16 protein-coding genes and 1 pseudogene are annotated in these 24602 nt (G+C 52.1%); 14 read left to right on the forward strand and 3 right to left on the reverse strand.

All coding sequences use genetic code 11. The annotated features are described in order from the left end of the window. Positions 1–57: 57 nt before the first annotated feature. Positions 58–1089, reverse strand: a pseudogene (locus ETR37_RS11410) (alpha-amylase); the annotation flags it as partial. Between the two features lie 356 nt (positions 1090–1445). Between ETR37_RS11410 and ETR37_RS11415 the strand changes: the two are divergent. From ETR37_RS11415 to ETR37_RS11450, 8 genes are all read left to right on the forward strand, one after another. Then, entirely contained in the window at positions 1446–6443 is a 4998-nt protein-coding gene (locus ETR37_RS11415; protein ID WP_129447282.1) for a pullulanase X25 domain-containing protein, read from the forward strand. A 213-nt stretch (positions 6444–6656) separates the two neighbouring features. Then, positions 6657–7265, forward strand: coding sequence for a type IV toxin-antitoxin system AbiEi family antitoxin domain-containing protein (locus ETR37_RS11420; RefSeq protein WP_015375883.1), 609 nt, complete (start codon positions 6657–6659; stop codon positions 7263–7265). After that, on the forward strand, positions 7265–7996 hold the full coding sequence (locus ETR37_RS11425; protein WP_015375882.1) for a nucleotidyl transferase AbiEii/AbiGii toxin family protein: 732 nt from the start codon (positions 7265–7267) through the stop codon (positions 7994–7996). The genes ETR37_RS11420 and ETR37_RS11425 overlap by 1 nt, the downstream gene beginning before the upstream one ends. 178 nt (positions 7997–8174) lie before the next feature. Continuing rightward, positions 8175–9407 (forward strand): CAP domain-containing protein, encoded by a 1233-nt coding sequence (locus ETR37_RS11430; RefSeq protein ID WP_015375881.1) that lies wholly within the window; start codon positions 8175–8177, stop codon positions 9405–9407. A gap of 165 nt (positions 9408–9572) precedes the next feature. After that, complete coding sequence (locus ETR37_RS11435) at positions 9573–11531, forward strand: phosphodiester glycosidase family protein (protein ID WP_129447283.1); 1959 nt, start codon at positions 9573–9575, stop codon at positions 11529–11531. Between the two features lie 166 nt (positions 11532–11697). Beyond that, positions 11698–12099, forward strand: coding sequence for a hypothetical protein (locus ETR37_RS11440; protein ID WP_015375879.1), 402 nt, complete (start codon positions 11698–11700; stop codon positions 12097–12099). Positions 12100–12262: 163 nt separating this feature from the next. Then, positions 12263–13003: a hypothetical protein gene (locus tag ETR37_RS11445; RefSeq protein ID WP_129447284.1), complete on the forward strand. Its 741-nt coding sequence runs from the start codon at positions 12263–12265 to the stop codon at positions 13001–13003. A 31-nt stretch (positions 13004–13034) separates the two neighbouring features. Further along, positions 13035–14447, forward strand: coding sequence for a S41 family peptidase (locus ETR37_RS11450; RefSeq protein ID WP_013146465.1), 1413 nt, complete (start codon positions 13035–13037; stop codon positions 14445–14447). Between the two features lie 173 nt (positions 14448–14620). On the opposite strand, the gene ETR37_RS11455 is transcribed toward ETR37_RS11450, so the two are convergent. Both ETR37_RS11455 and secA2 read right to left on the reverse strand, forming a co-directional pair. Continuing rightward, positions 14621–15514 carry an accessory Sec system S-layer assembly protein gene (locus tag ETR37_RS11455; protein ID WP_013146464.1) on the reverse strand — a complete coding sequence of 298 codons (894 nt, stop codon included), beginning with the start codon at positions 15512–15514 and terminating at the stop codon, positions 14621–14623. A gap of 44 nt (positions 15515–15558) precedes the next feature. Continuing rightward, positions 15559–17952, reverse strand: a complete 2394-nt coding sequence (secA2, locus tag ETR37_RS11460; RefSeq protein ID WP_129447285.1) for an accessory Sec system translocase SecA2 — start codon at positions 17950–17952, stop codon at positions 15559–15561. Positions 17953–18220: 268 nt separating this feature from the next. On the opposite strand from secA2, the gene ETR37_RS11465 reads away from it, so the two are divergent. The 6 genes from ETR37_RS11465 (at position 18221) to ETR37_RS11490 (ending at position 24601) form a co-directional block, all read left to right on the forward strand. Then, positions 18221–19303, forward strand: a complete 1083-nt coding sequence (locus ETR37_RS11465; RefSeq protein ID WP_013146462.1) for a glycosyltransferase family 4 protein — start codon at positions 18221–18223, stop codon at positions 19301–19303. 235 nt (positions 19304–19538) lie between these two features. Beyond that, positions 19539–20657 (forward strand): DegT/DnrJ/EryC1/StrS family aminotransferase, encoded by a 1119-nt coding sequence (locus ETR37_RS11470; RefSeq protein ID WP_044744257.1) that lies wholly within the window; start codon positions 19539–19541, stop codon positions 20655–20657. Positions 20658–20775: 118 nt separating this feature from the next. Continuing rightward, positions 20776–21513 carry a GumC domain-containing protein gene (locus tag ETR37_RS11475; RefSeq protein ID WP_129447286.1) on the forward strand — a complete coding sequence of 246 codons (738 nt, stop codon included), beginning with the start codon at positions 20776–20778 and terminating at the stop codon, positions 21511–21513. After that, a complete protein-coding gene (locus ETR37_RS11480) occupies positions 21510–22523 on the forward strand; it encodes a Gfo/Idh/MocA family protein (RefSeq protein WP_129447287.1) in 1014 nt (337 codons plus the stop codon). The genes ETR37_RS11475 and ETR37_RS11480 overlap by 4 nt, the downstream gene beginning before the upstream one ends. Before the next feature lie 15 nt (positions 22524–22538). Beyond that, a complete protein-coding gene (locus ETR37_RS11485; RefSeq protein ID WP_015375873.1) occupies positions 22539–23852 on the forward strand; it encodes a nucleotide sugar dehydrogenase in 1314 nt (437 codons plus the stop codon). Positions 23853–23869: 17 nt separating this feature from the next. Further along, complete coding sequence (locus ETR37_RS11490; RefSeq protein ID WP_033014903.1) at positions 23870–24601, forward strand: N-acetyltransferase; 732 nt, start codon at positions 23870–23872, stop codon at positions 24599–24601. Position 24602 lies beyond the last annotated feature (1 nt).

The raw sequence follows: 24602 nt of genomic DNA on the forward strand, positions 1-24602 counted from the left end.
AGGAGGACGAAGTCCGCTCGCACTTCTGGGGAGTTGCAAGCCTCCACTTCAAGCGTTAGCGAAGTGGGGGTAGTTGACGAGAGTATTGGTCATTAACGTGCGCATATCAAATGCGCCTCCTGATTTGGAAGCAGTATAAAATTTGTTGTGTAACGGGGCATCAAACAAAGACATCGTTCCGTTTGTTTTCGTAATGTAATTGTGCAACTTGTTGATGTCATAGCTCCAATATTCCCCGACGGTAAATAGCGGCTTGCCAGTCTGAGAACGCACATACGACAACCAATCAGGAAAAAAACTGAACTTAATATGCTTGACGGCATCAAGCCGGAACCCATCAATGTTCGTTGTGTTGACATACCATTTCCCCCAGTTTTTCAGCTCGGTCACGACTTCGGGATGATCCATATCAAGGTCGGCATACATTAAGTAGTCATAGTTTCCGTTTTCCGTGTCTACTTCCCAATCCCACGCTTTGCCGATGCCGCGGAATTTGTAAATGCGGCTTAATTTTCGGCTTTCGTCCCAATCAACGCCATCAAAATGGTACCAGCGCCACTTAAAGCTGGAGTAGGTGTTGCCCCGCCCGGGAAAATCAAATTTCGTCCATGCTTGGATTTGATAGGTGCCCGAGATTTCTTGGTTGCGGTCGGACGGATTGACTTCGACGGCGTCCACCCATTCCGTGCCGTCGGCGCCGCCTTTATGGTCGAACACGACATCGGCGTACACTTGCATTCCAGCGGCGTGGGCGGCTTGAATGGCTTGAAGATATTGAGCTTTTGTTCCGTATTTTGTGCGGACGGTCCCTTTTTGATTGAATTCGCCGAGGTCATACAAGTCGTATACTCCGTACCCTACGTCGCTGCGGCTTGTTCCTTTGTAAGCGGGCGGCAGCCAAAGAGCGGTGATGCCAAGGCTGGATAAGTTGTTGGCTTCATTGGCCACTTTGGTCCATAACGTGCCATCATCCGGCAAGTACCATTCAAAATACTGCATCATGGTGCCGTTAAACGGTGCGGCAGCCTTGGCGGGCTGTCCTGTCGGGCAGAACAGCGAGGCAGTGAGCAAAAACGCGAGCAGGAACACCCACCCTTTTCGAATGATGCGGTGAAACGTTAGTACAATGCCCTTCCCCCTTAATCAAATATTACATTCGACGGTTTGGATTCCAAAAAATGAAGGGAAACGATTGCATAAAAAGAGTAAAAAGGGAGCAAACCCTCGAACGTTTACGTCTATTATAATTTTTGTTTGTAATCGTTTTCAATATCGAATTTAAACGATTTTGAGTTAGGAGTGAATCGAAAATAAAAAAACAGAGGGGAATATAGTTGAAATATTCTGTTTATTCGTATAAGATAAAGATTGATGAAATCGTTTGCATCAACTGTTTTGTGCAAACGATTGCACAAAGAATATAAAAAGGAAAGGAGAGAAGGAAGTTGGCAAAACAAAGGAGAAGGGAGCGGGGGATGATCAAGAAGGCAAGGAGAATGCTATCATTGGTTTTGGCATCGGTGTTGTTGCTGGCATTGACTCCTTTCCAGGCGGTTGCCGCTGCGAACGAGGCAGGAAGTTCTAGCGCTCTAGGGAATGGGGAGCATCGGTGGACGGCCGAATCCACGGCCTCGCAGCCACGGACGATCACGCTAGTCGGCAATTTGCAAGATGAGTTGGGCCATACGGCGGAATGGGATCCGGGGGCATTGGCGACGAGGATGCATGATGAAGGGAATGGGCTTTATACATTCACCGGGACGCTGCCAGCCGGGACCTATGAGTACAAAATTGCGGTCAACGGCAGCTGGGATGAAAATTACGGCGCCGGTGGTCGCAATGGCGCAAATCTGGTGTTGAAGCTGGATCGGCAAACCGAGGTGACGTTTTATTACAATGACCGGACGCATGCGATCGCGGATTCGACATGGTATACGGCGATTGCGAAGGAGAAACAGCCGCGTCTTGTCGGGACGGTGCTGCCGGCCATCGGCTATGAGGGGGAGAACAACGGATGGACTCCAGGGACATCGACAGCGCTGTTGACCGATGATGATTTTGACTCGGTGTACACGTTTACGGCGCGGGTGCCGAAAGGATCGTATGAATATAAAATTGTCCTCGGAAACAATTGGAACGAGAGCTACCCACAAGAGAATGCACGCTTAACCGTTTTGGAAACGACAACCATTACATTCTTCTTCAATGCGAAAACAAAAGAGGTGTACACCGACTACAACCCCAATGGCTCTGACGGTGTTGTTCAGAAAGACCGATTAAAACACAATACATGGGATACGCTGTACCGCCAGCCGTTTGGCGCGGTGAAAGCGGGAACGAAGGTAACGCTTCGTCTTGCGGCGAAAAAAGGCGATTTGACGAGAGCGGATGTGTATGTGAAAAATGCGACGACCGGAACCGCCAAAGTCTACACGATGGAAAAAGTCGGCGTGCTCGGGGATGATGAGTATTGGGAGGCTGCGTTTACTCCTTCTGCGCCGGGGGTATACGGTTATAAATTTATCGCTGTCGATGCCGGGATGAAGGCGGAATATGGCGAAGATACGAAAGAAGGACAATGGGGGAGGGCGGTCGACAAAAATGCGGAGCTGTTCCAGCTGACCGTCTATGATCCGAATTACAAAACACCAGATTGGATGAAAGAAGCGGTTGTGTATCAAATTTTCCCAGATCGGTTCTTTAACGGCAACCCTTCAAATGACAACAGCAAGCAGCAGGCACGCGGGGCGCAGCCGATTGAGCATCGCGATTGGTCGGATTTGCCCGATAATCCGCGCCTGAAAGGAACGAGCGGCTACGATGGCGACGGCGAATGGTCGAATGACTTTTTCGGCGGAGACATCGCTGGAATTGAACAAAAGTTGGATTATTTGCAGTCGCTTGGGGTGAACACGATTTACTTAAATCCGATCGCCAATGCGCCATCGAACCATAAATATGATGCGAGCAATTACAAAGAATTGGATCCGATGTTCGGTTCCCCGGAAGAATTCCAATCGTTTGTGCAGGCGCTTGCGAACCGGGGAATGCATCTCATCTTAGACGGGGTGTTCAACCACGTATCCGACGATTCGATTTACTTTGACCGCTACCACCGCTATCCGACCGTCGGCGCGTATGAATATTGGGAAGCGGTTTACGATTTGATAAATGAAAAAGGATTGAGCGAGGAAGAAGCGCGGAAACAAGTGGAAGAGAAGTTCAAACAAGAGGGACAGACGTTCAGCCCGTATGGGTTTCACCTTTGGTTCAATATTGAAAACAAAAAAGTCGATGGCCATTATCAATACCAATCATGGTGGGGCTATGACAGTCTGCCGGAGTTTAAGTCGGTGACGGGGGAAAAAGTGCCGCATCCGAGTGAATTGAACAACGATGCGCTCGCGAATTACATTTTCCGTGAATCGGATTCGGTGGCGAAAAGCTGGATTGCCCGCGGCGCCTCCGGCTGGCGGTTGGATGTGGCCAATGAGGTGGATCCGGCGTTTTGGCGCGAGTTTCGCCAAGAATTGCTTCAAGGGTCGTACGACCGCGGTCCGACGTTAAAAGAGGGGGAGCAGCCGCTCATTTTAGGGGAAATTTGGGATGACGCATCGAAATATTTTCTAGGCGACCAGTACGATTCCGTGATGAACTACCGGTTCCGCGGGGCGGTGCTTGACTTTTTGAAAAACGGAAATGCGGAAGAGGCGGACAAGCGACTGACGGCCATAAGGGAAGACTACCCAAGTGAAGCGTTTTATGCGCTGATGAACTTAATTGGTTCCCATGACACGGCGCGGGCGGTCTTTCTGCTTGGGAACGGAACGGATTCATCCGAGCGGGCGGAGCTTGATCCGAATTATAATGAGGAACTTGGGAAAAAGCGGCTCAAGCTGGCGGTGATTTTGCAGATGGGATATCCGGGAGCTCCGACGATTTATTACGGCGATGAAGCGGGAGTAACAGGCTCAAAAGACCCAGACAACCGCCGCACGTATCCGTGGGGCAAAGAAGATCAAAATCTATTGTCCCATTATCAGAAAGTGGGGCACATTCGCCAGCACCATCAATCGTTGTTGGCCCATGGCGACATCAAGACGGTGTATGCGCAAGGGGATGTATACGTATTTGCCCGCCAATACGGGCGTGAAGTGGCGCTCATTGCTGTCAACCGCGGCAATGAGGACAAGACGGTGGCGCTTGACGTCGCTTCGTTGCTTCCGAATGGCACCGTACTCACGGATGAGTTGCATGATGGCGAGAAAGCCACGGTCGCTGGCGGAACGTTGACGGTCACGATTCCGGCCCTGGATGGACGGATGATGTTTGGGGCGGTGACGGTGGAAATGCCGGCAGCAGTCAGCAATTTGCAGGCGAGCCCTTCGGATGGCCGTGTCATGTTAACGTGGGAAGGAAATGCGTCGAGATACCGAATTTACGAGTCCACGTTAAGAGGGGCCGGTTATACGATGGTGCAAGAGACGGAAACAACTTCGGCTACGATCGGTTCGTTGACGAACGGAACAGCCTATTACTTTGCCGTTGCGGCGGTCGATGAAAACGGCAATGAATCACCGAAGGTCGAAACGAATCGCGTCGTTCCTCATTACCCGCTGACGAGCGACAATGTCCAGTTCGTGACAACGTTAAGCGATGCCACACTGGATTTGTCAAAGCCGCAACAAGTGGATGTCCATGTCAACATCGACAATGTGACAAGCAAAGGAGCAGCTGATGGGTTGCAAGCGGTGTTGCAAGTGAAAGGCCCGCATGACGAAACATGGAAAGAATACAGAGCGTCCTACCAAGGACAAGACGGCGACGCCAACGTGTTCCGGGCTTCCTTCACTCCGCTCGCCGCAGGGACGTATACGTATCGTTATGCGCTGACGACCAATCTCGGCGAGGAATGGGTGTATACAGCAGAGAAGCAAGTGACGTTTGCGGCAGACAGCAGCGACCAAATAGCGCCAGCAGACGCCATCGAGCTGCGGCAGCCTGCGGTTGAATCCGGACAAGTGAATTTATCATGGACGTTTGTTGGGAAAAAAGATGGAGATGCTTATTTGTTAGCCATCGAGCGCAACGGTGATATCGTGCATACAACCACTTCGATCGGCGATTCATTTACAGACTACGATGTCGAAAACGGCACCGAGTACACGTATGTTGTCAAGTTGTATGACCGCGCCGGCAATGTTGTGGAGTCGAACACGGTCAAGGTGACGCCGGACATTGTGATGGTGAAGGTGATTTTTAAAGTGAAAGCGCCGGATTATACGCCGCTCGATGCCCGCATTACGATTCCGAACAGTCTGAACGGCTGGAACACAGGAGCGTGGGAGATGTCGCGCAACGGTGCGGTGACGCCCGATTGGCAATTTACCGTCGAGGTGCAGGAAGGGGAAACGATCACCTATAAGTATGTGAAAGGCGGATCGTGGGATCAAGAGGGGTTGGCCGACCATACGCGTGAGGACGACAACGATGATGACGTGAGCTATTACGGCTACGGGGCGATTGGCACCGACTTGAAAGTGACGGTCCACAATCAAGGAAACAATACGATGGTTGTGCAAGACCGCATTTTGCGTTGGATCGATATGCCTGTTGTCATCGAAGAGGTGCAAAAACAAGGGAATCAGGCGACGATCAAGGGAAATGCCATTAAAAACGGTGTTTTGACGATCAATGGCGAGCGGGTGCCGATTGATGGCCGGATGGCATTCTCGTACACGTTTGCGCCGGCCAGCCATCAAAAAGAAGTGTCAATTCATATTGAACCATCGGCCGAAAGCAAAACAACCATTTTCAACAACGACGGCGGAGCGATTGCGAAAAACACAAAAGATTATGTGCTGGATTTAGAAACGAAGCAATTGCGCGAAGGGAAGTTGACAACGCCGCCAAGCAACGGCGATTCTCCAGGAAGCGATTGGCCGGGCAGCGAAACGCCGTCCCATGACGGAGGGGCAACGCCAGGCAACGGCACCTCTCCGGGCAGCGGTGGTCCATCGGATGGAGCATCCCCTGGGGGGAGCGTTCCGCCGGGCGGCACAGCTCCGCCGAGGGACGAAGCACCTCCATCCAGACCGCCGCAAAAACCGTCTCCATCGAAACCAAAAGAGAAACCGAGAAAGCCAACCACTCCTCCAGGCCAAGTGAAAAAAGTGTACTGGGATGGCGTGGAGTTGAAAAAAGGGCAAATCGGCCGCTTGACAGTGCAAAAGCCGATCAATCTATGGAAACGGACGAAGGATGGGCGCCTTGTGTTCGTCCGCATCTTACAGCCTGGGGAAGTATACCGCGTCTACGGGTATGACGCGCGCTTCGGCGGGCAGTACGCGGTCGGCGGCGGGTATTACGTGACCGACATCGACACGCACATCCGCTACGAAACGCCGTCAAAGGAGAAGTTGAAGTTGGTGAATGGGGAGTAAGCAAGAAAGCGAGGCCGTCCGAATGAATGGGGCAGCCTCGCTTTTATATGTGAAAATAACGACAGGAATTTTACTTATGGTCGGCATATAATAATAAGTGAATGCATTAAGATGAAAAAAGAGGGATATTGCGAGTAATCGAGAATAAGTATATTAAACGTTTGCAATGAGTGATAAATGCCGACATTTAGGTGAAAAGAGTGGTGATCATGAATGAAGAAAGAAGTAAGCAAAATCATAAAAGATATTTTTGTGCGTCAAAAAGGATTTGCGAAGACAGAAGACTTAACCAGAGAAGGAGTGAGCAAATATTATATTCGAAAGTTCGAGCAAAATGGAGAAATCATTAGGATAAAACGTGGGCTGTACCGTTATGCTGCATTTGAAAGTGATCAAAATGAAGAAGTGGTTGAAGTATCAAAAGTGATCCCGAATGGTGTTCTTTGTCTTTTGTCGGCATTGTCTTTTTATGAGTTAACAACTTATAACCCGTGGGAGTACCAAATTGCTATTGAAAGAAAATCAAGGAAACCCCGTTTGCCCGATTATCCGCCAATTAAAATTTTCTATTTTTCAAAAAAACAGTTTGAATATGGAATTGAAGAAGTGGAAATAGGCGGCCATAAAATAAGCATTTATAATCGTGAAAAAACGATTTGCGACATTATTCGATACAGAGAAAAAATAGGAATCGATTTAATGAAAGAAGGTTTGCGAAATTATTTACAAAGTCCTGAAAAAAACATAAATAAACTGGTGGAATGTGCTGAGAAAATGCGCATCAAGACCGTTTTATTAAAATACTTAGAGGTGCTTTTATAATGGGAAATGTTAAAAATATACCTGCTTCAGTTGGAGAAAGACTAAAGAATCTTGCCAAACAAAGCGGAAAAACCTTTGATTTCATTTTACTGTTGTATTTTCAAGAAAGGTTGCTATACCGACTTTCCATTTCTCATTATCGGGATAAATTTGTTCTAAAAGGCGGTCTCTTTTTATTTTCCTTAACACAATTTCAATCTAGGCCAACCAAAGATATTGACTTTTTAGCTAGACAAATTTCAAATGATATTCAATATATCAAAACTGCGTTTGAGTCCATTTGTACGTTAACTGCTGAAGAAGATGGAGTCGAATTTGATGTAAAGGGCATTACGGCTGAACGAATTAAAGAGGGTGCTGATTATGAAGGGATTCGTATGAAAATTCTGGCAGCACTTGGCAAAATAAAAAAGCAATTGCAACTGGATATTGGATTTGGTGATGTCGTGATCCCAAAACCACAAGAGATGCAGTATCCTACTTTATTAAATATGAAGCCCCCGGAGATTCGAGTCTACTCAACTTATTCAGTAATAGCTGAAAAGTTTGAGGCGATGATCTCACTATCTGTTGTCAACAGTAGAATGAAGGATTTTTATGATGTTTTCACACTTTTATCAACCGAGAATTTTGATGGACGCGTCTTATGGGAAGCCATATTTGAAACCTTTCAAAGACGTCGAACGAATTTAGAAAAAGAACATCGGCTCTTCACCAAAAGTTGTACTTGATTTTTTCTGAACATCCCCTATTTACGCTTGTGAGGGAACATCAGCACTTTTTGCCTATCCTTGTCAGGAAACCGTTGTCAAGTACATGTTGTGGTGAAGAGCCATTCTTTTTTCTCTTTTCTTTTGATGGAAAGGCATCTATGATGAAAGAAAAAGAGAAAGGAAGGAGCGGACGGAAGTGAGAAAATGGGTGCAGACGGCGGCAATCGGAATGCTGTTGGCTGCGGCTGGATGGCTTTGGATGCCGAGTTCATCAATGGTCAAGGCGGAGGATTGCGGGGAGCTTGTCGGAACGGAAAAAGTGTGGTGGGACGGCGTTGAACTGAAGCCCGGACAAATCGGCCGGTTGACGGTCACAGCGCCGACAGAGCTATGGTTGTCGAACAAAGCAGTGAAGACGCTGCCAAGCGGTGCGGTGTATCGCGTATACGCGTTGCGCGGCGGCTATTTTGATGTCGGCCGAGGATATGGGATCAAGAACGATGCCCGCGTCCGCTATGAAACGCCGTCAAAAGAGAAGTTGGCCGCTGCTTTATGCGTGCAGCGGGCGAAGGCAAACATGGCGGATGTCACGATGAACGGGGTGGCGATCGGCGACTCGCGCGCCAAGGTCGAAGCGATGTACGGCAAGGCGAAGCGGAAGACGAAAAACGCCTACGGCCTATATTGGGAGGCGTATGATCAGGGCGGTTACAAAAACTTTTTGATGGTGAGCTATGACCGTGATCGGGTGGCGGCGATGTACACGAATCAGCCGATTGTCCAAACGAAAAAAGGAACGGGCATCGGAACGGCGAAAACGGTGGTGGAAGCGCGCTACGGCCGGCCGCTTGCGGTGATTCAAAAAAAAGATGGCCTTTACAGCATCCAAAATGATGAATATGATACGTATCTTGTCAACGGCCGCTACGTCACCTTCTTTTATGACCGGTACAACAACAACCGGGTGGATGGCGTGCTTGTCGTCAATCGGGCGCTCGAGTATGAAAAGCCCGGGTTTTACGGAACGGCGACGGAGGAGCTGCGCACGGCCTATGAATATCAAATTTTTGATTTAGCAAACGCGGCGCGCCGCTTGCACGGGCTTCCGGCGCTCGCGTGGGATGCGAAGGCGGCGGCGGCCGCCCGTGAACATAGCGAAGATATGGCGGTCCATCACTACTTCTCTCATACGAACTTGCAAGGCCTGTCGCCGTTTGACCGCCTGAAGCGCCATGGCATCGCTTATCGCGTGGCGGGAGAGAACATCGCCTACGGACAATACGATGCGATTTTTGTCCATGAAGCGTGGATGCACTCGCTCGGTCATCGGCAAAACCTTTTATATCCGGACTTTACCCGCCTCGGCGTTGGGGTGGCGTTCAATTCATTTCATCAACCCTACTACTCTCAAGAGTTTTATACTCCGTGACCGCGGATGATGTTTTCGCTTCTACAGAGCGTCCCAACCTTGCTGGGACGTTCTTTTTTTTTTTTTTGACTAAATAAATGGAAAAGGGTTCCCCTTTTTGTAGAAGTTTGTCGTATAATAGAATCAGTGTCAACAAAATGATAGAAAGAGAGGAAAATAGGACCAGTGGGAAAAGCGAAGAACATCATCCGCATTGGGATCGGGGCGGTGTTGGCCGCATGGACGGCGCTGCAGGCGGCAGAAGCGGATGCCGGAGCGAATGTCGTCTACTGGGAAGGCATGCGCCTCGTGCAGGGGCAGATTGGAAAATTGGAGATCGTGAAACCGATTAACCTATGGAAACGGGAAAACGGGGCGCTGACGTTTGTCCGCGTGTTGCAGCCTGGAGAACAGTACCGGGTGTATTCGTATGACGAGGCGTTTGGCGGCCAATACGGGGTTGGCGGTGGATATTACGTCACCAATATCAAAGGGCATGTCGTGTATAAAACGCCGTCAAAGGAGAAGCTGAAGCTTGTCAATCCTGGGCGGTACGGAGCGAAACAACTGGCGGTCGGCACGGTGGTAAAGGAGGTGTCGACGCGCATCGCCTCCGGGGTGGAAAAAGAGGAAATGGAAATCGTCGGAACGCGCGGCAAGCAGCATGTGTACAAGCTTGACATCGATACGTCGAATGAGAGGCTGGCCATTGAGACGGCGCTGTCCAATGATCAAGTGCTTGGCATTGAACCGGTGCTTGAGCAGGCAAAACGGTACGATGGCCGCGACGGAATCGTACTGGCGGCGGTGAACGGCGATTATTTCAAAGAGGATGGTTCGCCGACCGATTTGATGGTGCACCGGGGAGAGATCGTGATGACGAATACAACGCCAACGGCGGAACGGACGATTTTTGGCATCAGCGCTGATGGAAAGCCGATGATTGGAAACCCAGATGTTCAAATTGGCGTTCGAATTGGAGAAGGAGGCTCATATCCCGTCGATGGCATCAACAAGCCGCGGCGCGCTCATCAGTTGATTTTGTACACCCCGTATTTCGCTGCCTCCACGAAAACGAACGCTCTTGGGACGGAAGTCGTGCTGACGAATGTACAAGGGGTGTTGAACGGGAATGGAACGGTCACCGGAACGGTGAAGAAGGTTGTAGTCGGTCAAGGCAATGAACCGCTCCAACCTGGAGAGCTCGTGCTATCGGGCCACGGCCGGGCGAGCGACTATTTGCGGCAGGCGAAAGAAGGGGATGCGGTGGAAATTTCCCTTCAGTATGACCAGCCCGAATGGAGTGGGGTGAGAGAAGCGCTCGGCGGCCGATACCGGTTGGTGGCGGATGGACAGGCGCAATCGTTTGCGATTGCTGGGGTGCATCCTCGCACAGCCGTCGGCATTGACCGCAACGGCAACGTCATGCTCGTCGTTGTCGATGGCCGCCAGCCTGCTCATAGCCAAGGCATGACGTTGAATGAGCTGGCCAAACTGATGCATGAGCTTGGCGCCGTCGATGCGATGACGCTCGATGGCGGCGGTTCTTCGACCTTTGTCGTCCGCCAGCCAAACGGGCAGCTCAAAGTCGAAAACAAGCCGTCTGATGGATTTGCGCGTCCGGTGGCGAATGCGCTTCTTGTTGTGTACAAAGAGACGCAAGAGAACGGGGAAAGCGAAGAAGTGCTTGATGATTTTGAGAACGAGTTGAAGTGGAATGCATCGGGCGTCAACTATGTGGGGGCTGCGGTCGAGCGGACGACAGAAAAGGTGAGAGAAGGAAAGCAGGCGCTGAAAATTTCATACGATTTCCGCGGGATGCCAGGGACATCCGGCGTCTATGCTAGTCGGGAGGAAGCGATTTGGATTTCGAAACGGCCGCAAGCGATTGGCATGTGGGTGTATGGAGACGGAAGCGGCCATTGGCTGCGCGCCCAGCTGCAGGATGGAAGCGGGCGCCGCATTTGGATCGATTTTGCCCGCCATGTCGATTGGATCGGTTGGAAATATGTCGAAGCCGCTGTGCCCAGCGATGTCGCGCTTCCGCTCATGCTGGAGATGCCGGTGCGTTATATGGAAACGGATATCGGACGGAAAAACGCCGGAGCGATTTACATCGACGGCCTTCGCGCCATCTTCCGCTGATGGGCGCGCCTCCCCTGCTTGCCTAGAAGAGGGAATGAACAAGGGATGTTGCTCACTAATCGAGAAAGTCCTTGCATGCTGTTCTTCTAGGCATTTGCATTTCTCTGAAAAGTATTGTATATATTAGAAAATGGGCGGATAGGCAAACCACAAGGGAGGCAAAAGTTTGACGATGGACGAGCAAACATTGTTGGAGCAGTTGCGGAAAAATCCGCCGAAGCTGGTCGGAGGATATAAAAAACAAGGATGGGCGATCAAAGTGTTGGAGCGAATCGCCAATCCGGATGTGGAAGACGAAGGGGACGGCCGGGTGACGGCCAAAGCGGTGCTGTGGGCGCAAGACGGCACGTATTACCCGGCTTTTTTGACAATTGACCTCAATCAACAAGGAAGAGTCGTCGGCGTCTATTTTATCGCTGAAAACAAGGAGCAGTTCGATTTGATTCCGTTCGAATGGGCGAAAGAGTTTCTTGGCAAGCCAGAGCAGGAAATCGTTCCGTTTCGCTACCGGACGCTGAGCAAAATCGACGGCGACAAGCAGCAAACTCATTGGCCGGACTTTCGTTGATCAAGGCTGGCTCTGACAGTCAAAAAGGTGGCTGAAGAGTCGGCCTTATTTTATGCTTTGAAGGGCTTACGTTCGATTTTTTTCAGAACATATTTTCATTTTGTTTCTTTTCCAGTAAAATTGAAATACATGTTTCCTATTTTTATAGATAGCAGGTGAAAGTGTGAGGAGAAAACGGAGAAAAGCATTTTCCATCATCGGATGGCTGGCGGTGTTTTGGTTGTCGTTTTCGCTGTTGGCTGTTCAGGCGGAAGCGGCCCCGTTCCCAAGTGTGGAGCGGCTTGAACAGCATGCCGCCCAGCTTGAGCGGGCGATGAAAGCGGATCAATGGTCCAAGCCGTACCGTCTCTTCAACCAAGTCAAACGCGATTATGAGGCGGCAAAAAAAGAAGTGGCGCGCGTGCGTCCACAAACGGCAAGGGCGCAGTTGGAAAAACGGATCGCGGCCGGAGAACAGACGATGAAAAAGGCTTCCGCCTATATCAGCGCGGTCGAAAGCGGGGAGCGATTGCGCGCCTTGACGGCCAACGTCGACCGGGCGCTGCGGACGGGGGATGTGGATGTTGTGTACGATTCCTATGGTCCGCTGGAATATCAAATTCGCAAAACAGCGATTCTCATCGGCCGCGTTCCGGGAGCGTCGCTGCGCGAAAAGATGGAAGGATGGTTTCAACGCCCGGCTTTGTCTGTCAAGCTGCGTGCCTATTATCCCATCAATATTATGAAAGCCATGGACAAGCTGCTTGATGCGTATGATGAAGGGGATATCGCGCGGGCGGAGCGGTTGCTGTCGCTTTGCGACCGGTGGCTGCCAAACGTGGTGGATGCGGCGACGCGCAAGCAGCTGGCGGTGTATATCGATGATTTTAAAGCGCCGGTTGTCTTAGATGTCGATATCGAATAAACTGGCGCATGTCGGGAGAGGAGAGACGGATATGAAGGTGATTCAGCGATGGGCGGCGGCTCTTCTATTGCTTGCGGCTTCATTTTCGGTTTGGAGTCCGCCGGCGGAGGCGGCGACGGCTCCGGCGTCAACGAAGGTGCTCGAAGAAGTGCGGGAAATTGTCCGCCAGTATTATGTGGAACCAGTGAGCGATCAAGTGCTGAAGGCGAGCACCCCGCAAGATATTGTCAAACAGCTTGACCCGTATTCTGCCTATATGACAAAGGAAGAATACGAGGAATTTTTGAAGTGGATTGATATGGAGTCTGTCGGCATCGGCGTGATGATTGAGGAAGATGAGGACGGCGTCCACATCATGTCTGTCTTGGACAATGGGCCAGCCGCCCGCGCCGGGCTGCAGCCGGGCGATGTGATTCAGGCTGTTGACGGGCAGCCGGTAACGAATGAGACAATGGAAAAAGTATTGAGCTTGATCGCAGGGGAAGAAGGAACGACGGTGGCCGTAACCGTTTGGCGGCCGTCGACCGAGGAAACCGTCAGCGTCACCATCAAGCGGGAAAAAATCGACTGGCCGAACGTGGAGTTCAAACGGCTGGCAGGGAATATCGGCTATATTCAGCTATATAGTTTTGATGAGACAGCGCCTGGTGAGATCGAACGCGCCATTCGCTCGTTAAGCGGGGTGAAAGGGTGGATTTTTGACCTCCGCGACAATCCGGGGGGATATGTGGAAACGGCGCAGCAAATCGCCGGCTTTTTCCCGAATGTGAAACAGGCGTTTCAGTTGCGCGACCGTTCGAATCACCCAGAAGTGTATGCCGCTGTCAAACAGCCGGTGCAAATGGCGGGTCCGATCCGGCTGCTTGTCAACGCGTCGAGCGCGAGCGCGTCGGAAATGTTGGCGGCGGCGGTGAAGGAGCAAAAGGCGGCCGTTTTGTATGGGCAACGGACGTTTGGCAAAGGATCGATGCAGGAAATGTTTGAGCTGTCGGACGGCAGCATGTTGAAGTTGACCGTCGCCCACTTTTTCTCGCCAAAAGGGACGCCGATTCATCACGTTGGGGTGAAGCCGGATGTGCCGACGGTTGTCGGTAAAGAGCTGTATGCCGCTCACCGCGATTTGCTGATTGGCCAGCTGAAAGGGTATCAGTCGCTCGGCAAGCTGCGCAATGCGCCGGTCGATAAGACGTTTGTCGTCCGCTTCTCTCGTCCGCTCGCCAATACCGCGGTAAGCGGAGTAAAATTGTATCAATTAGGTGGACAGGAAGCGGCGGTGACGGCGCAAATCCGCCGGGGGACGGAGCTTTTGATCAAACCGGCAGCGAAGCTGGCCAAAGGGCAGAGCTATTTATTGGTCATTCCGCCGGTGTTAAAAAGCAAAGACGGCGTGGCGATGAAAAAAGGCGCTTACATGGAGATTCAAACCGCTGCTTCTACGAAATAAGGCCCTCCCGTCCAGATGCGTTGGATAGCCGTCTGCTCTTGATGGTGCAAAGTTCGGCTGCTTCGACTAAGGCTCGGCTGACAACGGGAGCGCAGTCGTTTTGAACGGAACGATGCAAAGAAAGCTGGCCTCCATCGGTCGTTTGGCGACCATGGGGGCCAGCTTTTTGCCGATTACGTTTCGCTTGATTGCGTTTCTTGCCTTTCGCTCTGTGCCGGGGAGGATGGGATTGTCACCTTCCAGGACGTCCAATCCGGTTCTGCTTTGTGCAGCAATTCCGGTGGGAAGAGGAACGTCCATGGTTTGCTGGTGTGGGCTTTCACTTCCAGATGGCACGGAAATAATCCGCGGGCGACCATGTCGCCAGCATGATCCCGCACTTCAAGCGGGATTTGTTCAAAATGGATATGTTTGTCGCTGCCGTTGCGAATGAGCAACGTGACGGCTAGTTCACCGGAAGGCAGCTGTTTCGCTTCAATGCCCATGAAGTTCACCTCCCCGGGAGCGGGAGGCGGAACCGAGTCAACGAGGGCTTGCAGCTGTTGGTGCTGCTTGGCCGACAGCGCCTGCTCCCAGCTTTCCTCTAGGTCGAGCCGATGCCGCGGTGTCAGTTCAAAGGCGATCTTCCATCCATCTTGAGGCAACTGATCGACGAGCTTGTCCTCGGCGGCGAACAAAAACCGCCACGGGCGGGCCGTCATCGGCGGCAGCTCGCCGAAAGCGCTCATATCAAACTCTTTGCGGGCGATCGCCGTGCCATCCTCGTCAAGCAGCAACAGGCGGATTCGTTCAAAGCGAACCGGCTTCGGCAGCGTGTTGCGCAAAATGGCGACAGCGACAAACCCATCGTTGTATTCGACCAGCTTGACGCCGGAAATGGAAATTTGGTTTGGCTGAAGCGGCGGCAGCTGTTCGTGGTAAAAGCGATAGACGTACGTTTCCTCTGGAGACAGCTGCCAGTCCGGATGAAACGACAGCGTCGTTTTCGTTCCGCCCTCCGGCTGTTCGACATGCTGCGCCGGCAGCTCGGCCTCCGGTTGTGTGCGTTGTTTTCGTCGGAAAATCATAGGGAACCTCCTTTACGAGTACGAGGCGGCGTGCTGCGCCGCGGTTATGGTTCGTTCGCGGCAGCGGCCGCTTCGTCATCGATGACAAACTGGCTTTTCAAATAGTTCATGGCTGTGGTGCAAATGCCGGCGTCGATCGCTTGCTGCAGCGCGACGAATTCGCGGTAGGCGTCCATTTCAAAGGCACGGTACGGATCCTCTTGGCCGTAGCTGCGCAAATGAATCCCCTCTTTCAATACATTCAGTTGATTTAAGTGGCGAATCCAGTGGGCGTCGATGGTTTCGACCATCAAATGCTTAAGCCGCATCGTTTGTTCTTCGTCGCACGGAAGATCGGCGAGCGCCGCTTTAAGCGATTTGTATTCGTCCCAAACAAGTTGGGCGATTTCTTCTTTTTGCTTATGGCGAAGATCCTCAATCGGATAGGCAAATTGGAAAAAGGCACGGCGCAGCTCGTTGTGCAGTCCTTCGATGTCCCACTCTTCAAACAAAACGTCTTCCGGACAATAACGGTCGATCGTTTGCGTGATATAACGCTGAATGTGCCGAAGGAGCTCGGACAGCACCTCTGCTTGCTTCAGCGCCAAGACGCGATCGCGCATATGGTAGATGACTTTGCTTTGTTGGTCAATCACAGTGTCCAGTTTCAATAAATGCAAACGCGCTGAATAATGGGCGTTTTCAATCGTTGTTTGTACTTTCTGGACGAACTTGATCGGGTCGGGCGACACGATGAGCCCGGTTTCATCCGTCTTGACTTTGCTTCGCCATTTTTCCAGCTCCTCTTGATCGTACAGCCGAAATAAATCATCCTCCAGCGAAATGATAAACTGGGAAGACCCCGGATCTCCTTGGCGTCCTGCCCGGCCGCGCAGCTGCATATCAATGCGATGGCTTTCATGCCGCTCTGTGCCGATGATGTGCAGCCCACCCAGTTCCTTGACGCCTTCCCCAAGCAAAATATCCGTTCCGCGCCCGGCCATATTGGTGGCGATCATCACTTGCCCTTTTTGCCCGGCGGTCGCGATGATGCGCGCCTCTTCTTCCTCCGTTTTGGCATTGAGCAGGTGGTGAGGGATGCCTGCTTTGGAAAACTCCGCTGATAACCGTTCCGACTGGGCGACTGACGTCGTGCCGATGAGAACGGGGCGGCCGATGGCATTCATTTTTTTCACTTCGTCAATAATTTTTCGTACTTTTGCCTCATACGTCTGGTAGACGAGGTCGTCCCAGTCGGTGCGGCGGGATGGCCGGTTTGTCGGAATCGTAATCACGCGCAGCCGGTACGTTTGCCAAAATTCTTCTTTCGACGGCGTAGCGCTGCCGGTCATCCCGGCTAGCTTCTCATACATGCGAAAATAGTTTTGGATCGTAATCGTGGCTTGGATGTCGTTTTCTTCGGTGATTTCCACACCTTCTTTCGCTTCAATGGCTTGATGCAGGCCGTCGCTGAACGAGCGCCCTTCCATCACCCGGCCGGTGAACGGGTCAACGATCATCACTTTGCCGTTTTTGACGATGTAATCGACATCCCGCCGCATGATAAACCAAGCGCGCAGCGACTGCATCGCGTGATGGAGCAGCACGTGATGCTCCCAGTCGTATAGATTGTCGATGCCAAACGCCCGCTCGATTTTTTGCGCCCCTTCTTCGGTGAGGAAAATTTGTTTCGTCTCCGGGGACCGTTCATACTCTTTTCCTTCTTCAAAGGTGCGGACGATGCGCGCCATAATCGGGAACAATTCCGCTCCGATCCCCGATTTATTGGCGATGATGAGCGGGGTGCGCGCTTCGTCGATTAAAATGCTGTCAATTTCATCGATGATGGCGTAATACAGCGGGCGCTGCACTTTATCTTCGAGGCGGTACACCATGTTGTCGCGCAAATAATCAAAGCCGAACTCGGTGCCGGTGCCGTACGTGATATCGGCCGCGTACGCTTCTTTTTTCTCGCTGGCCGTCATTTGCGACACATTCAGGCCGACGGTTAAGCCGAGAAAGCGGAACACACGGCCCATTTGTTCGCAGTCCCGGCGCGCCAAATATTCGTTGGCTGTAATAATGTGGACGCCTTTTCCAAGGAGGGCGTGCAAGTAGCTTGGCAAAGTGGCCGCCAATGTCTTTCCTTCCCCGGTCTGCATTTCGGCGATGTTTCCTTCATGCATCGCCAATCCGCCCATCAGTTGCACGTCGTAATGGCGCAGCCCGAGCACGCGCCGCGCCGCCTCCCGGACGACGGCAAACGCCTCGGTTTTTATGTCATCGAGCGTCTCACCGCGTTCGAGCCGTTCTTTGAAGGCAACCGTTTTTTGGCGCAGTTGTTCATCGCTCAGCGAAGAAATGGTGGGTTCCCATTCATTGATTTGCGCCGCCAGCTTGGCAAGACGCTGCACTTCTCGCGCGCTTTCGTCAAATAGTTGCTTTACTTTTGCAAACATATGTCCATTCCTCTCCTAGACAGGCATGATTCACACCAAGTGCTCTAAAACCTAATTATAGCACAAGATGTTTCCTGTGGAGGGAGGATGTAAAATGTGGAATCGTCCGCCGGATTGGCGCTCGGAGCTTCTCGCGGCAAGGGAAAAAGAAATTTTCCATCCTTGGGGACAAAAAAGGGGTGTAAAAAAAGATTGATTTACTCATCGTATATGGTAACATAAAGATGATGTGTGTTTCCGCGATTTTATAAGGCCAAGGTGATTGCACATGAATATGGAAGCATTTGCCGCATGTTTGGCTTCGTTTATCACAGTATTGGTCATCACCCCGTTCGTGATCAAGCTCGCGGTCAAAATTGGCGCGGTCGATCGGCCGAACGGAAGAAAAGTGCATACAAAAGTCATGCCAAGGCTTGGCGGATTGGCCATTTTTATCGGTGTCGCCGTCGGCTATTTTGTCGGCGGGGTGTATAAAGAGCAAGTGACGGGGATGACGGTCGGCGCCATCATCATCGTGCTCGTCGGGATGCTCGACGATTTGTACGAGCTGTCGCCAAAAGTGAAGCTGGCCGGACAGCTGCTGGCGGCGTTCGTCGTTGTTGCTTCCGGGCTGAAGGTCGATCTTTTGACCGTTCCGTTTGTCGGCACGTTTGAGGTGGGGCTGTGGAGCTACCCGATCACGATATTTTGGATTGTCGCGATTACGAACGCCATCAACTTGATCGATGGATTGGATGGATTGTCCGCGGGCATTTCCGCCATTGGGATTGCGGCCATTGCCGTTATGGCGGGCATGGCGGGCAAAATGCTCATTTTCACGCTCTGCTTGATCATCTTAGGCAGCGTCATCGCTTTCTTGTTTTACAATTTCCACCCGGCAAAAATTTTCATGGGGGATACCGGCGCGTTGTTTTTAGGATATGCGATTTCCGTCCTGTCGGTGCTAGGGCTTTACAAAAGCGTGACGCTCTTCAGCTTCGTCGTTCCGGTGATCATTTTGGGTGTGCCGATTTTCGATACGACATTTGCCATTATTCGCCGCATTGTGAATAAAAAGCCGATCTCGGCGCCGGATAAGTCGCATCTTCATCATCGGCTGCTGGCTCTCGGCTTTTCGCATCGCAACACGGTGCTGCTCATTTATGCGTTTGGCTTGATGTTTGCCATCAGCGCGATTTTGTTCTCCGCCTCGACGTTATGGCAGTCCATTCTCATCGTCTTTGCCTTGATCGTCTTCGGGGAACTGCTGGCTGAACTGATCGGCTTGGTCAATGATCAGTACAAGCCGTTTATGACCTTTATTCGTAAGCTGCTTCGGGGAAGCCGAAAAGTATACGGAAATGACCGATAAATAGCAAATGGGCCGTTTGTGTCATGAAAGGGACAAACGGCTTTTTTCAGGAATGGCCCGTCTTTGGAAAATTATACCCTTCTTTTTCGTTGTTTATGCAGCTTCTGCCGTTCCTTCGCTGATTTTTTTTGCGGCAAGGCCAAGATTGCCACAAAACTGTCATTATATATTGACGCAAATGTGATAAACTAAACATGTTTATTCTACATATTTTTTGGATTTGGAGGAACTTGCGATGAACGTGCCAATGTTGGATTTAAGCGAACAGTATGAACAATTGAAGCCGGAGATCATGCGCGTATTGGATGAAGTGATGCGCTCCTCCCGCTTTATTTTAGGAGATTATGTCAAAAAGCTAGAAGCAGATATTGCTGCCTACAGCCGGGCGAAACACGGAATCGGCTGCGGCAACGGAAGCGATGCGATACATATTGCTTTGCAAGCAGCCGGCGTCGGGCCGGGCGATGAAGTCATCACAACGGCGTTCACCTTTTTCGCGACGGCAGGATCGATTGCGCGGGCCGGCGCCAAACCGGTGTTTGTCGATATCGATCCGGTGACGTTCAACATCGATCCAGCGAAAATTGAAGCGGCGGTGACGGAGAAGACGAAAGCCATCATCCCGGTGCATTTGTACGGGCAAATGGCGGATATGGAGGCGATCGCCGCGATTGCCAAGCGGCATGGATTGGTTGTCATCGAGGACGCCGCCCAGGCGATCGGCGCGAAATACAACGGGAAATGCGTCGGCGAGCTTGGGACGGCGGCGACGTACAGTTTCTTCCCGACGAAAAACTTGGGCGCCTACGGGGATGGCGGCATGATCATTACGAACGATGACGAACTGGCGGAAAAATGCCGGGTCATCCGCGTTCATGGCAGCAAGCCGAAATATTACCATCATGTACTTGGCTACAACAGCCGCCTCGATGAGATGCAAGCGGCGATTTTAAGCGTCAAATTCCCGCATCTGGATCGGTGGACGGAACAGCGGCGCAAGCATGCGGCGACGTATACGCGCCTGCTCGAGGAGGCGGTCGGCGACCTTGTTGTGACGCCGAAAGAAGTCGACGGGCGCTATCATGTGTTCCATCAATACACGATTCGAGCGCCGAAGCGCGACGAGCTGCAAGCGTTTTTGAAAGAACAGGGGATCGCGACGATGGTGTACTATCCGCTGCCGCTGCATTTGCAGCCGGTGTTTGCTTCGCTCGGGTATAAGGAAGGGCAGCTGCCGGAGGCGGAAAAAGCGGCGAAAGAAGCGCTGTCGCTGCCGATGTTCCCAGAGCTGAAAGAGGAGCAGCAACAGTACGTCGTCGAGAAAATCGCAGAGTTTTACCGTCATTTCGCTTGATCGTCCAACCGGCCAAAGGAAACGTCACTTGCGCACAGCAATGGCGTTTTCTTTGGCGTTGGATCATTTGTTTTGTTCACAACACTTTGTTATTTTATGATAAGGGATGGTGGCCGGATTGACGGCGGAAAAACGACCGTTTGTGCTATACGAATATTTGCGCTTTTTTTGGCAGCGAAAATGGTGGTTTCTTCTCGTTCCGCTTGCGACGATCGTGTTGACCGTCATCGCAGGGCGGCTTTTGCTGCAGGGGGAGAAGTATACGGGGAAAGCTGTCGTGTTTACCGGATCGATTGATGTAAAAGAGTTGACGGATCCGAAAAATATAGAAGCGAAGTTTCCAGATGTGAAAAACTTGGATGTCGTCGTTCCTGAAGAACAGTACGTGCAAATCACGGTCAAAGGCGACGATGAACAAGACGTGAGTCGAGAATTGAAGCTTGTTGTGTCGGAATACAGCCAGGGGCTCAAGCGCCATTCGCAAGAGCGGATTGATGTCACCACGAAATACTTGCATGCGCTGGAAGAACGGGAGCGCGCCTTGCAGCAAAAAGTCGATTATTATAGCGAACAAATACAGTCGGGCCGCTTGAATCCGGAACAGCTCCATGACATCAGCGACTTGTTGGTTGAGTCGGAAAACAACTTGACTGAAGTGATGGAGCGTGTCAATCGCATCCGCGGCAATCTTGTCTTTTACGAAAAACCGGCCGTATTGTCGGAAACGGTGGCGAAATCGAAAACGTATACGGGGCAGCTGATGGCCGTCGGCCTTGTCCTCGGCCTGTTTTTGACGGTCGTTTGGCTCGTGCTTTGGAAGTATATATTGGACGCGAGGAGGTACTATTCTTCATGATCCGTTTTGCCATTGTCGGCATGGGGCATATCGCCAAAAAACATATCGATGCCATTGAAAAGGCGGACGGCGCCGAGCTGGCGGCCGTGTGCGACACGAATCCGGAACGTTTGCGCGACGTGTCGCATGTTTCGGTTTACACTGATATGGAGACGATGTTGAAGGAGAACGAACAGATCGATGTCGTCAACATTTGCGTTCCGTCTGGATTGCACGCGCGGCTGGCCAAGCTGGCGGCCCGCTATCGCCGTCATATCATTGTGGAAAAACCGATGGCGCTCCGTGTGAGCGACGCCGAAGAGATGATCCGCGCGGCGAAAGAAAGCGGCGTGAAGCTCGCGGTCGTTCATCCGAACCGCTTCCGTCCAGCGATTCGGAAGCTGAAAGAGGCGATGGAGCGCGGGATGTTCGGAAAACTGAGCCATGCGAACGCCACGGTGCGCTGGAATCGAAATCAAGCCTATTATGATCAGGCGGCGTGGCGGGGGACGAAAGAGTTTGACGGCGGCGTCTTGATGAATCAAGCCATTCACAATTTGGATTTGCTGCTTTGGCTGATGGGGCCGGTCAAGGCGGTGCAAGCGATGGCGGCGACAAGGCTGCGCAAGATTGAGACGGAAGACGTCGCGGCGGCGGTCGTCGAGTTTGAAAGCGGGGCGCTTGGCGTCATTGAGGCAGCGACGACGATTTATCCGCAAAACTTGGAGGAATCGATCGCCATTTTCGGTGAAACGGCATCGGTGAAAATCGGCGGCCGGACGGCCAACTTTATCGAAACGTGGGAAGCGGAAGGCGTCAGCGAGGAAGAACGGGCAAAGCTCATCGATGAGATCAACGCCGACCCGTTTGGCAAGCCGGGGCACCAATGGATCATTGAAGATATGGTGCAAGCGATTCGCGAAGACCGCGAGCCGATCGTCACGGGTTTGGACGGATTGGCTCCTGTTCGGCTGATCGAAGCGATTTTGCGTTCGGCGGAAACGGGGACAAGAGTGCAACTATCTGAGTAGAAAGGAATGAGAGGAATGAACTACGCGGAACGGCTGTTGCAAAAATTTGAGAAACGCGACGCGGTCATCGGCGTGGTCGGGCTTGGCTACGTCGGGTTGCCGCTGGCAGTCGAAAAAGCAAAAGCAGGGTTTCATGTCATTGGCTTTGACATCCAACAAAGCCGCGTCGATCAAGTGAACAATGGGATCAACTACATCGGCGATGTCGTCGATGAAGATTTGCATGAGATGGTCAAACAAGGGCGGCTTGTGGCGACGACCGATTACGCCCGGATCGCGGAAGTCGATGCCGTGGCGATCGCGGTGCCGACCCCGCTCGATGAGCATCATCAGCCGGATACGTCCTACGTCGAAAACTCGGCGAAGGAAATCGCTAAATACGCCCATGAAGGGATGCTTGTCGTGTTGGAATCGACCACCTATCCAGGTACGACGGAAGAAATCGTGAAACCGGCGCTGGAGAAAAAAGGGCTCGTCGTCGGGGAGACGGTGTTCGTCGCCTATTCGCCGGAGCGGGTTGACCCGGGCAACAAGCAGTTTAAGACGAAAAATACACCGAAAGTCGTCGGCGGCGTGACAAAGACGTGCACGAAAGTGGCAGCGGCGATGTATCGCGCCGTGCTTGAAGGCGATGTCCATGAAGTGTCGAGTCCGGCGGTGGCGGAAATGGAGAAAATTTTTGAAAATACGTTCCGCCATATCAACATTGCGTTGGCGAACGAAATGGCCATTTTGTGCGAACGGATGGGCATTGATGTCTGGGAAGTCATCGATGCAGCGAAAACGAAGCCGTACGGATTTATGGCGTTTTATCCGGGGCCGGGGCTTGGCGGCCATTGCATTCCAATCGACCCGTTTTATTTGACATGGAAGGCGCGCGAATACAACTACCATACGCGCTTGATCGAGCTGGCCGGAGAAATCAACAACGCCATGCCGGAATATGTCGTCAACCGCGCGATGCTCATTTTAAACGAAGAAGGCAAGGCGCTGCGCGGTTCGAAAGTGACGGTGCTCGGCGTCGCCTACAAAAAAGACATTGATGATGTGCGCGAATCGCCAGTGTTGAAAATCGTCGAGCTGCTCGAGCAATACGGAGCGGAATTTGCGGTCGTCGACCCGTATGTTCCGTCGTTCCGGGCGTGCAACCGGGTGATTGAGACGGTCGAGCTGACGCCGGAACTGCTTGCGCAGTCAGATCTTGTCTTGATTACGACGGACCATTCCAACATCGACTATGAAATGGTCGCTCGTCACAGCCGGGTCGTGTTTGACACACGCAACGCCATGAAAGATGTGTCGAAACCGGCCAAATACGTCAAATTGTAAGCGAAGGAGACGAAACCATGAACGTTGTCGATCCCTCTGTTGTTTGCGGTGAACGTGTCGAAATCGGCCATTTCACGGTCATCGAGGCGAATGTCAAAATCGGAAACGACGTTAAAATCGGACATCGCGTCACGATTCACGAAGGAACCGTCGTCGGCGACGGCGTGACGATCGCCGACGGAGCGGTGCTCGGCAAACCGCCGAAGCCGGCGAAAACGAGCACCGTCAAGCTGTCGGGCGAGCTGCCGCCGCTTGTCATCGGCGACCATTGCACGATCGGCGCCAACGCTGTCATCTATCGAGGAGCAGTGATCGGCGCCTACACATTGATCGCTGATTTGGCGAGCGTGCGCGAAAACGTGCACATCGGCCAATATGTGATCGTCGGGCGCGGGGTGTGCGTCGAAAACCACGTCCAAATCGGCGATCGGACGAAAATCCAGTCGAACTCCTACATCACGGCCTACACGACGCTCGAAGACCATGTGTTCATCGCCCCGTGCGTCACGACGACCAATGACAACTACATGGGGCGGACGGAAGAACGGTTCGCCAAAATCAAAGGGGCGACCGTCAAGCGCGGGGCGCGCGTCGGAGGCGGAGCGATTTTGCTGCCGGGCGTGACGGTGGCGGAAGAGACGTTTGTCGCCGCTGGGGCGCTCGTCACAAAAGATACGGAACCGAGGACGGTCGTGAAAGGATTCCCGGCGCGCTTCAGCAAAATGGTCGACGAGCGGGAGTTGTTATAAA

Origin of the sequence: Geobacillus sp. PK12 (genome assembly GCF_004123125.1) — a bacterium.
Lineage (GTDB): Bacteria > Bacillota > Bacilli > Bacillales > Anoxybacillaceae > Geobacillus > Geobacillus zalihae.